This window comes from Methylobacterium sp. 1A (assembly GCF_058072805.1).
This window is the reverse complement of sequence record NZ_JBYQVE010000002.1, coordinates 750,993-764,831: the sequence shown is the minus strand read 5'-3', so window position 1 is coordinate 764,831 and position 13,839 is coordinate 750,993. Positions and strand designations below refer to the sequence as shown.

Below are 13,839 nucleotides of genomic sequence, written 5' to 3'. Positions count from 1 at the left end.
CGCGACGTCTCGCTTGTGAAGCGGGACCACGCGTGCTACGCACCGCCCGTCTCATCGAGGCACCTTGCGGAGAGGTGGCAGAGCGGTTGAATGCACCGCACTCGAAATGCGGCATGCCTGCAAGGGCATCGGGGGTTCGAATCCCCCCCTCTCCGCCACTTACTTGAATTTAATCGTTGATTTAACTGAGTCTTCTGACGGGGTTGCAGTAGCGGGCCCACGTTGCGCCCCACATTTCGAAACGGCTTGTACCGGATGTAGATGGACGATGTGCCCACGCGCGCGCGAGGGCGAACTCGTTGCTCGCTATCATCACCAAGGCCGATTTCTTCGAGAGTCATTCTGATAGCGCAGCCGGGGCGAGGACCCATGCGGCAGCGGTCATGCTCGCTGCCGGACACATGACTATAGAGATTGGGAGTTCAGATCCGCCCACCGACAGTCAGCGTGAGAGGGCGAGTCGCATCCCGATGACCGGCTCGATCTTGCCCCAGAAGAACGCCGAGTACTGCTCCGCGCGATCGGCCGGGCCGGCGTAGCCAAGTTGGTCAGAGGCCGACCTCGGCGAGTTTTGGCTCGCGACTGCCGATGGTACGCTGATAGGCGAGCGCGAGATGCTCGCCGAGCGCGTCAGCCAGTATCTTCTCACATCGAGTATGGGTGGTGTCTCGTGACCTGACCGGCTGGCTTTGGACCGGGCTGATCGAGAGGATCAGCCAGGACCGAAGGCGTCGGGCATGCGGCGAGGTCAGAAGACGAGCGGGGAGCAGGTCGTGCTGAAGCTGCGCCAGATCGAGGTGCAGACGGCACAAGGCAAAAGCTTGGCGCTGGCGTGCGAGGAGGCGGAGATCTCCGAGCAGAGCGACTCACGCTGGCGCAAGGAGTACGGCGGCCTCCAAGTCGACCAGGCCAGGAAAATGAAGCAGTTGGAGCGCGAGAACGCTCGGTTACGGCGGCTCGTGGCGGACCTGTCTTTGGAAAAGCCGGTGCTGGCGGACGTCGCCTCGGGAAACTTGTAGCCCTCGAGCGACGCCGGCAGGCGGTCGATGGCATCCGGGAGAAGTACGGCCTCTCCCGAACTGAAGTAGCCCCCTAAATGACCGGACAGGGGCTCACGCTTATGGAAGTGTGTGCCTATGACCGACCGTATGGTGAGTTCCAACGACCCGCCCCGCGCCGAGCGCGTCGAGGTGATCACCTCGGTCCAGCGCCGGCGGCACTGGACCACGCAGGAGAAGGTGCGCCTCGTCGAGGAGACCTATCTGCCTGGCCAGTCCGTCTCGCTCGTCGCCCGCCGCCACGGGCTGAACGCCAACCAGCTGTTCACGTGGCGTCGGCTGATGGAGCGCGGCGCGTTCACGGCCGCCGGTGCCGGTGAAGAGGTGGTGCCAGCCTCCGAGCTTCGTGTTGCCCAGCAGCAGATCCGTGAGCTGCAGCGGCTCCTGGGCAAGAAGACGCTCGAGACCGAGATCCTGCGCGAGGCGATGGAGCGGGTTGCCGCCCCCAAAAAGTTGCCCTCGCGCGTGACCTCGTGGCCGGGGGACGGCCGGTGAGCGCTGTGGCCGCAGCTTTGAGCGTGTCGCGCCCGCACCTCGCCTCGTCCAGGCAGGCCTCCCCCGCCTGGAAGCCCAGGGGCCGACGCGGCCGTCCGCCTGCACCCGACGCCGCGTTGCTCGGCGCGATCCAGGCGCTTATCGCCGATCTGCCAACCTACGGCTATCGGCGAGTCCATGCCCTTCTGCGCCGGCAGGCCGAGCGGGATGGGCGGCCTGCGCCGAACGCCAAGCGGGTTTACCGGGTCATGAAGGTGCACGGCCTCCTGCTCCAGCGACATGCGGGCGGAGCCGAGACGCGCCGTCACGAGGGCAAGGTGGCGGTGGCCGTGCGCAACACGCGTTGGTGCTCGGACGGGCTGGAGATCGCGGCAGAGAACGGTGAGCGTGTGCGGGTCGCCTTCGCGCTCGATTGCTGCGATCGGGAAGCGATGAGCTACGTGGCGACCACGGCGGGCATCACGGGCGAGGACGTCCGAGACCTGATGGTGGCGGCCGTCGAGCATCGCTTCGGGGCGGTCAACCAGCTACCGAGCCTGATCGAGTGGCTGACTGACAACGGCAGTTGCTACGTCGCCCGCGACACGCGCCGCTTCGCCCGCGAACTCGGCTTGATACCGAAGACGACGCCGCTGGAGAGCCCGCAGAGCAACGGCATGGCCGAAGCGTTCGTGCGAACCTTGAAACGCGACTACGTGCGTGTCTCGGTGCTACCGGATGCCGAGAGCGTGCTGCGCCAGCTCCCCGTTTGGTTGGCGCACTACAACGATCTTCATCCTCATCGCGCGCTCGGCTACCGCTCGCCGCGCGAGTTCATCACCCGATCAACCCAGGAGACCCTGTCCGGTCTTTAGGGGGCAACAACACGAACGTCACGCCTGCCGGATCGTCGGCCTGCACCGGGGCACGCAGCCCTACGTGATCACGCTACGTGCCCACGCTACGTGCCCACGCTACGTGCTCACACTGCCGGCCGACGCGGATGCGCTGACCCGCGCCATCATGGCCCTGGCGTCCGAGTACGGGCGCGACAGATACCGCCGTGTCACCGCGCTGCTGCAGGCAGACGGCTGGCCGGTGGGCAAGGATCGGGTTCATCCTTCGAGAACCTCAGGACGAGGGCATCTGGCCTCGCGAGGGGCTGAAGGTCCCCCAGGAGCACCGGCCGCGCAGCCGTCTCTGGCTGACCGACGGCTGATGCGTGCGACTGCGGCCGCTCTGCCGCAACCATGTGTGGAGCTTCGACTTCGTGCAGGCGCAGACGCACGACGGGCGCAGCTTGCGCATCCTGACGCTGATCGACGAGCACAGTCGGACATGCCTGGCGCTGAAGGTGGCCCGACGCATCAACAGCGTAGGTGTGATCGAGACGCTGGCCGATGCGATGTGCCTGCACGGCATCCCGGAGCACATCCGCTGCGATAACGGCCCCGAGATGATCTCGAAGGCGCTGCGCCAGTGGGTCGCCAAGACGGGGCCACAGATTCAGTACATCGCACCCGGCTCGCCGTGGGAGAACGTGTACTGTGAGAGCTTCAACGGTAGGCTGCGCGAGGAGTGCCTACGCCAAGAGATATTCTACTTGCTGAAGGAGGCGCAGATCGTGATTGGTCGATGGCAATCTACCTACAACCGCGTCCGACCGCATTCGTCGATTGGCTATCGGCCACCTGCGCCTGTCAGCTTCCCAGATCTGGCCTTCCGGCTCCCCGTGGCCGCCACCATGCAGTAGCCTCGCAATCGGCTCGGTCCAAAATACCGGTCAGGTCAAGGAGACACCCGAACCGAGGCTATGAAGATGGGGACATATGCGGACGTTCCGCTGGCGACCCATGCCGGCCGCCCGGATCGCGGCCAAGCTTTCGCCCAAAGCGGTCATCTGCGACCGGCCGCGCACGGTCGGTAGGCATCCAAGTCGGCGGCGACTGTACCTGAGATTCCCTGTTCGAAGCAGTTCAACGCGGCGAACTCTTGAACTCGAGCAGTTTATGTCGCGAGCAACGTCGGTACTCCCGCCCCCCGGCGAACGCAGCCGTCGCCGTGAGTGCGCTCATCGACCGGTCCCCTGCTGCATCCGCTGGCGGGGCTTCGAATGCCGTCGCTTGCTCACCCTGCCGAAGGGCAGGCGCAACGTCGCGATCACCGGATAGACGGCGGGAAGAACGACGAGCGTCAGCAGCGTCGCGGTGATCAGGCCGCCGATCACCACCGTGGCGAGCGGGCGCTGCACTTCCGCGCCCGCGCTGGTCGAGAGCGCCATCGGCAGGAAGCCGAGCGCTGCGACAAGGGCCGTCATCATCACCGGGCGCAGGCGCCTCTCGGCCGCCCGGGTGGCCGCCTCCCGCGGGTCGAGGCCGGAAGCTTCGAGGTCGCGGATGGTGCTCGTCAGCACCACGCCGTTCAGGATCGCGATGCCGAAGGTCGCGATGAAGCCGATCGCCGCCGAGATCGAGAACGGCATGTCGCGCACAGAGAGGGCAAGGATGCCCCCCGTCGCGGCCATCGGCACGTTGAGGAAGATCAGCCCGGCGCGGCGGATGTCGCCGAACATCACGACGAGGAGGACGAGGATCCCCGCCAGCGCCGCCGGCACCACCACCGAGAGGCGGGCGGTAGCCTCCTGCAGGTTCTGGTACTGGCCGCTCCATTGCAGCGCGTAGCGGGGCGGCAGCTTGACCTGATCGGACACGGCCTTCTGCGCGGCGTCCACGAAGCTCTGCACGTCGCGGCCGCGGACGTTGGCCTGGATCGAGATCCGCCGCTGCAGCCGCTCGCGGCTGATCTGGGCCGGGCCGGAGGTGACCTCCACCGAGGCCACCATCGCGAGCGGCACCGTCATGGCGGGACCGGTCTCCTTGCGCGGCCGCCCCACCGGCAGGGCGCGGATGCGCTCGATGTCGCTGCGGTCGGCCGGGTCGAGCCGGACCACGATGTCGGTGATGGAATTGTCGTCGCCGTAGACCATGCCGGCGGTGCGCCCGCCGATGCTCTCGACCACGTCGAGCACGTCCGAGACGTTGATCCCGTAGCGGGCGGCCCTGACCCGGTCGACCCGGATCGAGAGCGCCGGCATCCCGGCCTGCGCCTCGGCCTTCACGTCCGCCGCGCCCTGAATGCCTGAGACCACCCGCACGATGGAATCGGCCGTGTCCTTCAGGACCCTCAGGTCGTCGCCGTAGAGGTTGATCGCGACGTCGCCGCGCACGCCTTCCAAGAGGTCGTCCATCCGCATCTGGATCGGCTGCGAGAAGCTGTAGGCGACGCCCGGCACCTCCTCCCGGAGGCGCTTGTCGAAGGCCGCGACGAGCCCTTCCTGGCTGTCGGCGGTCCTCCAGGTCGAGGGGTCGGTCAGGGTGATGAAGCTGTCGGTCGATTCGACGCCCATCGGGTCGGTCGGGATCTCGGCGCTGCCGGTGAGGGAGACGATCCGCTTCACCTCGGGGAAGGATTTCAGCACCCGCTCGATGCGGGTCACGGTGGCGAGCGAGGCGTTCAGCGCGATGCCGGGCAGCTTCTCGGAGGTGATGACGATCGAGCCCTCCGACAGCTTCGGCAGGAACTCGCCCCCGAGCCGCGTGGCCATCGCGCAGGAGCCGGCGAACAGGGCGACCGTCGTGAGCACGGTGGCGAGCGCGTGCCGCTCGGCCCAGCGCAGCACCGGCGTGTAGACACCCCGCACCGCGTGGACGAGACGCGTCTCGCGCTCATTGACACCGCGCCCGGCGAGAAAGAGCGCCGCGAGCGCCGGCATCAGGATCAGGGTGACGACGAGCGACGAGGCGAGCGCCAGGATCACCGTGAGCGCCATCGGGGCGAACATCTTGCCGGCCACGCCTTCCAGCGCGAGGATCGGGACGTACACGATGATGATGATCGCCACCGCGAAGATCACCGGGCGGGCCACCTCGGCGGCGGCGTCGCGGATCACGTCGTGGGCCGGGCGGTCCGGGTGCTCGCTCCGGGCGCGGAGCACGTTCTCGATCATCACCACCGCGCCGTCGACGATCAGCCCGAAATCGATCGCCCCGAGGCTCATCAGGTTGCCCGACAGGCCGAGCAGCCGCATCCCGGCAAACGCCATCAGCATCGAGAGCGGGATCGCGGCGGCGACGATCAGCCCTGCGCGCAGGTTGCCGAGCAGCAGGAGCAGCACCACGATCACCAGCACCGCCCCCTCGAGGAGGTTGTGCTCCACCGTGCGGATGGTGCGGTCCACCAGCGCGCTGCGGTCGTAGAACGGGACGATCTCGACCCCCGGCGGCAGTTGCTGGCGCAGCGCGGCGATCGTCTTCTTCACCTCCGCGACCACGGCGCTGGCATTCTCGCCGTAGCGCATCATCGCGATGCCGACGACGGTCTCGCCTTCCGCGTCGTGGGTGACGGCGCCGAGCCGGACCTTGGGGGCCTCCTGCACCGTGCCCAGCGTGCCGAGCGTCACCGGCACGCCGCCGGGGCCCGTCGCGACGACGATGTTCGCGATGTCCTCCGGGCCCTTGGCGAGGCCGAGGCCGCGGATCGTCTCCTGCTGGTCGTTGTGCTCGATGTAGGCGCCGCCCCGGGCGGCGTTGTTCTCAGCGAGCGCCGTGTAGACCTGGGCCAGCGTCACGCCGTAGCGGCGCAGCGCGTCCGCCGAGACGCGGACCTCCTCGGTCGGCATCTGGCCGCCGTAGATGTTCACGTCGGCGATTCCGGGGGTGAGCTTCAGCTTCGGCGCGATGGTCCATTGCAGGATGCGCTTGAGCTGCATCGGCGTGTAGGCGGGCCCGCGCAGCTCGAACTGGTAGATCTCGCCGAGCCCGGTCGCCATCGGACCCATCTGCGGATCGCCGACTCCGGCGGGCATCAGGCTCTTGGCCTGGGGCAGGCGCTGGAACACCTCCGCCCGCGCCGCTGTGACCGACACGGATTCGTCGAAGGTGACGTAGACCGCCGAGACGCCGGCCCGGGACGTCGAGCGGACGTTGGAGAGCCCCGGCGCGCCGGCCATCGCGTTCTCGACAGGAAAGGTGACGAGCCGCTCGACCTCCAGGGGGCCGAGCCCCGGCGAGAGGGTGAGGATCATCACCTGCTTCGGCGAGATGTCCGGCACCGCGTCGATCGAGAGACCTTCGAGGTTAGCGGCTCCGCCCGCCGCCGCGGCCAGCGCGATCATCAGCACGAGGAAGCGGCGGCGGACCAGGATGGCGAACCAGCTCTTCATCGCCGGCGCTCAATCCGTCGAGCCGAGAAGGCTGCGCAGCAGGATGGCCTTCAGGCCGAAGCTGCCCGCGGTCGCAACACTCTCACCCGCCGCCACGCCTCGGCGCACCTCCACCCAGTCGGTGCGCTGGATGCCCAGCGTCAGGGCCCGCCGCTCGAACCTGTCCGGGGCCGTGCGCACGAAGGCGATGGGGCCGGTGTCCGTCTGCTGCACGGCCGCCGCCGGGATGGTCACGCCGTCGCGACCGAGATCAGCCCCGACCGTCACCGAGACGAAAAGGTTGGCGCGCAGGAGATCCTGCGGGTTGTCGAGTTCGATCCGCGCCGGCGCCGTGTTCGTCGCCGGATCGAGGGCGGCGTTGACCGAGCGGACATGGCCCTCGAAGGGCGGATGGCCGGGCACCGGGCTCTCCACCGAGACCGCATCCCCGGCCTTCACCCGGGAGATGTCGGCCCCGTAGAGGTTCGCCAGCACGACGACACGGGTGGGATCGGCCACCGTGAAGGCGTCGCGCCCGGTATCGACGACCTCGCCCAGGGTGATGCCGACGCTCGTCACCACGCCGGCAATCGGCGTGACCACGGCGCTGGTGCCCGGCGCGGCGCCCTCGGCCGGTGCGAGGCGCTGGTACTGCGCCCGGTACATCTCCGCGTTCGCCTGCGCAGATTTCACCGCCGCCTGTGCCTTGGCGAGATCGACCTGCCGCCGCTCGACCTCGGCTTGCGCCACGCCCCCGAATTTCAGCTGCTCCAGCCCACGCTTCACCTGGAGCGCCGCCACCGCCTCGGAGGCCCGCGCCTCGCCGAGGGCGGCTTCAGCCGCCTGAAGCCCGTTGCGGGCGTCGAGGAGGCCGGCGGCATCGAGGGTCGCGAGCGTCTGCCCCGCCGTCACCCGGTCCCCGGGCTGGACGGCGAGGCTCAGTACACGTCCCTGCGTGCGCGGCTTGAGATGCGTCACCCGCCGCTCGTCGAAGGCGACGGTGCCCGGCGCCCGCACCGGGAGCACGATCCGGCGGGTCTCCGCCGTGCCGAAGGCCAAGCCGATCCGCGTCTGCCCCGCCCCGTCGAGGGTGACGAAATCGGGGTTCGCCGGGGCGTCGTCGGAACGATCCGCCTTCGCCTCGGGGACCGCGGGCGGGGCGAGGCCAAGGCCGGCGAGGAGTGGGCCGCGATAGGTCCAGCCCGCGAAGGCCACGGCGGCCAGCACCGCCAGGATGAGCAGCACTCGCGGCGCGCGGCTCCGGCTCACAATCGGAGTCGGCGCGGAGGCATCCCCGCGCCCGAAGCCATCGGTCTCGGATGCCTCGGAGACCTCCGCGGGGCGCGCGGACACTTCGGCGTTCAGCGACATGGACAGGCAGCTTGCCGACCGGTCGGGCCGGACGCTCCGCGGATGAGGTTCATGCGTCGAAGCCGGTGGGGAGCACCTCGTCGCTGACGAAGCGCCCGGTCTCGACCTCGCGGATCACAACCTCGAAGCCCTCGCCGCGCCATTCCCGCAGGCGTTCGACGGAGACATAGGTGCGGGTCTCGACGTCGTAGAGCCGGCTCTGGGCGTAACGGTTGATGAGACGGCGGGGCCGCCGCTTCCGGGGCATGTGTGGACTCCCTCAGCGGTGGGGGATCGCGGCGGATGCGGGGAAGCGGCGTAGCAGGAACAACATCGGAGGAGCCCGCTGAGGATCGCGCCCAGCCGAACAGGGCCCGAGGTGCGCGCTAGAGTCATTCTAATAAATTGGACGAAGCCGATGGGGCGCCACTAAATTCTGGTTCACAGTCGCTTCCGCGCGCAGACCGCAGGGCCGACATGCGACACACTGGCAACGCGGGAGGACCGGGTTCACGTGGCGAGGCTGCTGCTGATCGAGGACGACGGGGACACGGCCGGGGACGTGCGCGACGACCTGCGCGGGCGCGGCCACGAGGTCGCCTGGGCCGCGACCGGGCCGGACGGCGCTCGCTCGGCGCGGCAGGGCGGCTGGGACGCGATCATCCTCGACCGGATGCTGCCCGGCCAGGACGGGCTCGGCGTGCTGCAGGACCTGCGCCGGGACGGGGACCGGACACCGGCCCTCGTCCTCAGCGCGCTCGGCGACGTCGACGAGCGCATCCGCGGCCTCCGGGCCGGTGGCGACGACTACCTCGCCAAGCCCTTCGCGCTCGGCGAACTCGCCGCACGGATCGAGGCGCTGCTCCGCCGCCCGGTCGACACCCGCGAGACGCTGCTGCGGGTCGGAAGTCTGGAGATCGATCTCATCGCCGGGACGGGCCGGCGCGGCGCGCGCGACCTCGACCTCCTGCCTCGGGAACTCAAGCTCCTCGCCTATCTGATGCGCGCGCCCGGTCGGATCGTCACACGGGCGATGCTGTTCGAGGAGGTCTGGAACTACCGCTTTACTCCGAAATCGAACCTCATCGACGTCCATCTCGGCCGCCTGCGCCGCAAGCTTGAGGCGGCCGGGGAGGCGCCCCTGATCCAGAACGTCCGCGGCGTCGGTTTCACCCTCACGCCCGATGACTGACCTCCTGCGCTCGACCACCCTGCGGTGGGCGGTGGGGATCGCCCTGTGGTCGGTGCTTCTCGCCCTGACGATGTTCGCCTTCATCTACTGGCAGACGGCCTCCTACCTGCGGGAGGAACTCGCCGAGACCCTGCGGCTGGAAGTCCGCGCGGCCGCCGCCGACCCCGCCGCCACGGCGTTGCGGGTCGACACCTGGACCGCCATGGACCCGCATGCCCGGCACTATGGCGGCTACTTCGCTCCGGACGGCGTCCGGCGCGCGGGTAACCTCGATGCGATGCCGAAGGGGCTGCCGCGGGACGGGGATGCCTACCGGGTGAACGCCACGGTGGAGGTCGGGGGCCGCAGCCTCGCCGACGAGATCTGGGCCGCGGCCCTGGCGCTGCCCGGTGGCGGCACGGTGGTGATCGCCCACGACACCGACGACATCGACCGGGTGCGGGTCACGACGCTGCGGGCGTTCGGCCTCGGGCTACTGCCGATGCTGGCGCTCTCCGGGATCGGCGGCCTCGTCCTCGCCCGCCGGGGCCGCAGGCGGTTCGCCGCCACCGAGGTGGCGCTCGCCGAGGTGATGCGCGGCAACCTCGGCAAGCGCCTGCCGGTCGGAGGCCGGGGCGATGAGTTCGACCGCCTTGCCGCCAACGTGAACCGCATGCTCGACGAGATCGAGCAACTGATGGGCGAAGTCCGTAGCGTCGGCGATGCCGTCGCCCACGACCTGCGGACGCCGTTGACCCGCCTGCGGGCCCGGCTGGAACGCAGCCGGGCGCAGGCGCGAACGGTGGCGGAATTGCACGAGGCGATCGATCAGGGCCTCGCCTGGATCGACCAGACACTCGCGATGGTGACGGCCGTGCTTCGGATCGGCGCGATGGAGGAGGGCCGCCGGACCGCCTTCGCGCCGGTCGACCTCGGGGAGGTCGCCGCTGCGGCGGTCGACTTCTTCGAGCCCGAGGCTGAAGAGAGGGGCGTCCGGCTCGTCCTGTCGGCGGTGGGGCCTTTCACCGTCCACGGCGACCGGGACCTCTGCTTCGAGGCCCTGTCGAACCTCATCGACAACGCCGTGAAGTTCACGCCCCCCAGAGGGACCGTCCGGGTCGGGGTCGCCTGGACCGGCCAAGCGATCGAGGTGGCCGTGGAAGATACCGGCCCAGGCCTGCCGGCGAGCGAGCACGAGAAGGTCTTCCGCCGCTTCTACCGCGCCGAGATGTCCCGCCAGACCCCCGGCAACGGCCTTGGCCTCAGCCTGGTCGCCGCCATCGCCAAGATTCACGCCGCAAGCGTGAGTGTTCGCACGTCGGAAAAGGGTGGTTGCCGTTTCGCGATGACGTTCCCGAATTTGACCATCGAAGACCGCACGTCTTCTACTTATTGGACGGCTTCGAGAAAAGGTCCGCTTGTCAATTCTTGAATGAATTTCTGGCCCTACCCGCTAAATGATCTGCCAATGGGCTCGCGTATCAAGAAGCGTCGCGGCACGTCCGCTTCCATGTCTATGCCAGTCGAAAGCAGGCCGTTTCAGATCCACCCATCTTGGACGTTCAGAAGAGCGCGTCGTGGTGGTGACCTGGCCGGTCACTAGGTCGAGCGGGGCGCGTTCGTGCCGGTCCTGCAGAGCTTCGCCACTGAGCGCTCTGTGTTCACGGCGCTGTGGCCGGAGAGCCGACGCGGCGATCCAAACGTGAAGGCTTTCCCGGCATTCCTCGGTGGTATGCTCCCATCCCCGACACCTTGGGACAAGCGGCTCGAAGGTGCGGCGAGGGCGTGAGCGGTCCCCGTGGAGATGTCCGCTTCGGGACATCCGCCGGTCGGAAGCAGGCGGGCGGGAAGCCACCCGAAACAGTCTGGCGGATAGTCAGCAGAGCTTCCCAGAAACGGCCGCTCGTCGATCCGGCGCTCCGATCGTGTGCGTCCCGGGCGGCGAACTCTACGGCCGAACGTGCTCCCACACCTTGGAGATGACGACCGATCCCTCGCCGACCGAGGCTGCGACCCGCTTGACGGAGCTGGCGCGGACGTCGCCGACCGCGAAGATTCCCGGATGCGACGTCGCGTAAGGCGAACGCGCGCCGATCGCGTCTCCGGTCAGGACGAAGCCGTGTCCATCGAGCTCGACGAGCCCCGAGAGCCAGCCGGTATTGGGGGCGGCGCCCACCATGACGAACACGGCGCAGGTCGAGATCCTGCGCGTCGCTCCGTCGGCGACGGTGCGGATCGTGACCGCGTCGAGATGGTCGTCGCCGTGCAGGTCGGTGACTTCGGCCCCGTACTCGATCGTGATCGCCGGGTCTGCCTCGAGCCGGCTCGACAGGTACCTCGACATGGAGGTGGCGAGCGATTGCCCGCGCACCAGGAGGCGAACGTGCCGCGCTGAGCGGCTGAGATACATCGCAGCTTGGCCCGCCGAGTTGCCGCCGCCAATAATGATTGCCTCGGCATTCCGGCAGTAGCGCGCCTCGATCTCCGTCGCAGCGTAGTAGATGCCGGCGCCCTCGAACGCTTCGAGGCGGTTGATCGACAACCTTCGGTACTGGACGCCGGTCGCGACGACGACGGCCTGTCCCCGAACGCGCCGGCCGTTGTCAAACGTCGCACAGAACGATCCGTCCGCGAGCCGCTCCAACTTCGCCACCCGTCGCGGCATCGCGAAGCGAGTGCCAAACTTCATCGCCTGGATCTCGCCGCGCCAGACGAGATCGGCGCCCGAGATCCCGGTCGGGAAGCCCATGTAGTTCTCGATCCGGCTCGATGTGCCGGCCTGACCGCCGATCGCCACATCCTCGATGACCAACGCGCGCAGCCCCTCCGCACCCGCATAGACGCCCGCTGCCACCCCGGCCGGCCCGCCGCCCACGATGAGGACGTCGAAGGCCTCGTCGTCGACGAGGTTGTAGTCGAGGCCGAGCAGCCGCGCGACCTTGGCGGGCGTCGGCTCGGTCACGACCACGTCCCGGCCGAAGATGACCGCCGGTCGGTTTGCCGAGATCGAGCAGGCCGTTGCGACGCTTGCCGCCTCCGGGCTGCCCAACGGATAGGTCCTGTAAGGAAGCCGGTTGCGGCTCGCGAACTCGGCGATCCGCCGCACGCTCCGGTCGTCGTCCTCGCCGATGAGCACGAGCGTGCCGTCGTGCGAGTCGAGCTGCCGCCGCCGCCGTGCGGCGAGGACTGTGATGATGATGTCCGACATCTCCGGGATCTCGGACATCAGTCGCAGCATCTCGGGGCGCGGCACCTCGGTGACGACCGTATCTGCGCTCGCCCGCATGGGCATCGACCAAACGCCGCCGTTCAGGAACGAGATTTCGCCCATGAACTGGGTCGGACCGAGGGTGGATGGGAGATGGCGCTCGTCCGTGAAGGGATTCACGACTTCGATCTCGCCGGCCTCGACATACACGAAGCGATCGGCTGGCTCACCGGCACGGACGAGAAAGGCGCCTGCGGAGTAGTGCTTCTCGGCCCCGATCGCCCGCAATGCGGCGACATGCGATGCAGCGAGGGTTATGCGCTGCATCTCCCGCAGGTCACGGCCGATCGTTTCCAAGGGTCGCTCCCGTCGTAGGCCATCCGCTGCGGCGCAGCATCGATGGCTCGGCCGCTACAGGCAAGACCCTCGATGTTTGATCCCGCGGTGTGGTGGTACGGTCGACCGTCATGCTGCGAGGGATGCCCCGACGACAGTCCAGAAGTGGCGAACGCGGCAGATGACAGGTGATGCCGCTATGGGGCCGAAGCAGTCCCGTTCGACGGTTCTGACCCCAGAGGCGGAGGTCATCATCGTCGCCTTCCGCCGGCATACCCTGCTGCCGCTGGACGACTGCCTCTACGGCCTACAGCCCACGATCCCGCACCTGACCCGCTCGTCGCTGCACCGCTGCCTGGAGCGGCACGGCATCAGTCGCCTACCGGACGGAAGGCGACAAGCCCGAGAAGAAGCGCTTCGCCGATCATCCCATGGCTACATGCACATCGATATCGCCGAGGTCAGGACAGAAGAAGGCAAACTCGACCTGTTTGTGGCCATCGACCGAACCTCGAAGCTGGCTTTCGCCAAGCTGGAAGCAGAAGCGAACCGCTACACGGCATCGGACGTCCTGCGCGCGCTGACGAGACGGAGGGACACGGGTTGCCGCTGCGAAAGCGCAGCGATCCTGCTACCCTGCGCACAGCCGTCGCCGCTCGGTGGCGCACCTCAGCGCGAGGCAAGTCGATCATGCATAGCGCGGCGATCAGGTGGCTCGTTGTCGCGCTCGCGGGCTTCGTGAGCACCGAAGCTGTCGCGCGGCGTTCTCGAGCGAGCAGCCCCGCCCCACGCGGCGCGACTGCGTTCTCCCCCTTCGCTTTCCCGCGGCCGCCCAATACCGCGCCGCGTCCCGCCGGCGACGGGATCATCCACTGGAACACGCCGAACAAGGACGGCAACCTCGGCGGACCCGGAACAGGGGGAGGGGGCGGCGGTGGAGGCTGACCCCGCTCAGCTTCGCCATCGGGCGCCCGTGGTCCCGCACCCCGTCGCGGAACGGGCGTCTCGGGAGCAGTGGCGGCAACCCTGAGGCAGGGACGCC

General features: G+C 68.6%; 7 protein-coding genes, 1 tRNA gene and 3 pseudogenes. 7 read left to right on the top strand and 4 right to left on the bottom strand.

Annotated features, from left to right (window positions below):
• Positions 1 to 68: 68 nt before the first annotated feature.
• The 4 genes and pseudogenes from ACX9MN_RS23895 to ACX9MN_RS23880 form a co-directional block, all read left to right on the top strand.
• Positions 69 to 158 (top strand) — tRNA-Ser (locus ACX9MN_RS23895).
• A gap of 579 nt (positions 159 to 737) precedes the next feature.
• A pseudogene (locus ACX9MN_RS23890) lies at positions 738 to 1,075 on the top strand (transposase); the annotation flags it as partial.
• A 73-nt stretch (positions 1,076 to 1,148) separates the two neighbouring features.
• Positions 1,149 to 2,407 (top strand): IS3 family transposase gene (locus tag ACX9MN_RS23885; RefSeq protein WP_489725237.1). Its coding sequence is split into 2 segments (ribosomal slippage): positions 1,149 to 1,493 and positions 1,496 to 2,407, totalling 1,257 coding nucleotides; the frame shifts between segments, so codons are not numbered across the junction.
• Positions 2,408 to 2,420: 13 nt separating this feature from the next.
• Positions 2,421 to 3,285 (top strand): annotated as a pseudogene (locus tag ACX9MN_RS23880) (IS3 family transposase); the annotation flags it as partial.
• A 318-nt stretch (positions 3,286 to 3,603) separates the two neighbouring features.
• On the opposite strand, the gene ACX9MN_RS23875 reads toward ACX9MN_RS23880, so the two are convergent.
• The 3 genes from ACX9MN_RS23875 to ACX9MN_RS23865 all read right to left on the bottom strand — a co-directional run bounded on the left by ACX9MN_RS23875 (position 3,604) and on the right by ACX9MN_RS23865 (position 8,350).
• Positions 3,604 to 6,753 (bottom strand): efflux RND transporter permease subunit, encoded by a 3,150-nt coding sequence (locus ACX9MN_RS23875; protein WP_489725634.1) that lies wholly within the window; start codon positions 6,751 to 6,753, stop codon positions 3,604 to 3,606.
• 9 nt (positions 6,754 to 6,762) lie between these two features.
• The gene (locus ACX9MN_RS23870) at positions 6,763 to 7,977 is read right to left on the bottom strand and encodes an efflux RND transporter periplasmic adaptor subunit (protein WP_489725633.1); all 1,215 of its coding nucleotides are present in this window, start codon (positions 7,975 to 7,977) and stop codon (positions 6,763 to 6,765) included.
• 175 nt (positions 7,978 to 8,152) lie between these two features.
• Complete coding sequence (locus ACX9MN_RS23865; protein WP_091675875.1) at positions 8,153 to 8,350, bottom strand: polyhydroxyalkanoate synthesis regulator DNA-binding domain-containing protein; 198 nt, start codon at positions 8,348 to 8,350, stop codon at positions 8,153 to 8,155.
• Between the two features lie 246 nt (positions 8,351 to 8,596).
• Here ACX9MN_RS23865 and ACX9MN_RS23860 point away from each other — a divergent pair, with 246 nt between their 5' ends.
• Entirely contained in the window at positions 8,597 to 9,274 is a 678-nt protein-coding gene (locus ACX9MN_RS23860) for a response regulator transcription factor (RefSeq protein ID WP_020091096.1), read from the top strand.
• On the top strand, positions 9,267 to 10,685 hold the full coding sequence (locus tag ACX9MN_RS23855) for a HAMP domain-containing sensor histidine kinase (RefSeq protein ID WP_489725632.1): 1,419 nt from the start codon (positions 9,267 to 9,269) through the stop codon (positions 10,683 to 10,685). The genes ACX9MN_RS23860 and ACX9MN_RS23855 overlap by 8 nt, the downstream gene beginning before the upstream one ends.
• A gap of 516 nt (positions 10,686 to 11,201) precedes the next feature.
• On the opposite strand, the gene ACX9MN_RS23850 is transcribed toward ACX9MN_RS23855, so the two are convergent.
• Positions 11,202 to 12,818, bottom strand: coding sequence for an FAD-dependent oxidoreductase (locus ACX9MN_RS23850; RefSeq protein WP_489725631.1), 1,617 nt, complete (start codon positions 12,816 to 12,818; stop codon positions 11,202 to 11,204).
• Between the two features lie 127 nt (positions 12,819 to 12,945).
• Here ACX9MN_RS23850 and ACX9MN_RS23845 point away from each other — a divergent pair.
• A pseudogene (locus ACX9MN_RS23845) lies at positions 12,946 to 13,380 on the top strand (transposase family protein); the annotation flags it as partial.
• Positions 13,381 to 13,839: the final 459 nt, after the last annotated feature.

What these genes read in the sequence shown, in the direction of transcription:
- ACX9MN_RS23875 (WP_489725634.1), bottom strand. Translation starts at nt 6,753, where the DNA reads ATGAAGAGCTGGTTCGCCATCCTGGTCCGCCGCCGCTTCCTCGTGCTG.
- ACX9MN_RS23865 (WP_091675875.1), bottom strand. Translation starts at nt 8,350, where the DNA reads ATGCCCCGGAAGCGGCGGCCCCGCCGTCTCATCAACCGTTACGCCCAG.
- ACX9MN_RS23855 (WP_489725632.1), top strand. Translation starts at nt 9,267, where the DNA reads ATGACTGACCTCCTGCGCTCGACCACCCTGCGGTGGGCGGTGGGGATC.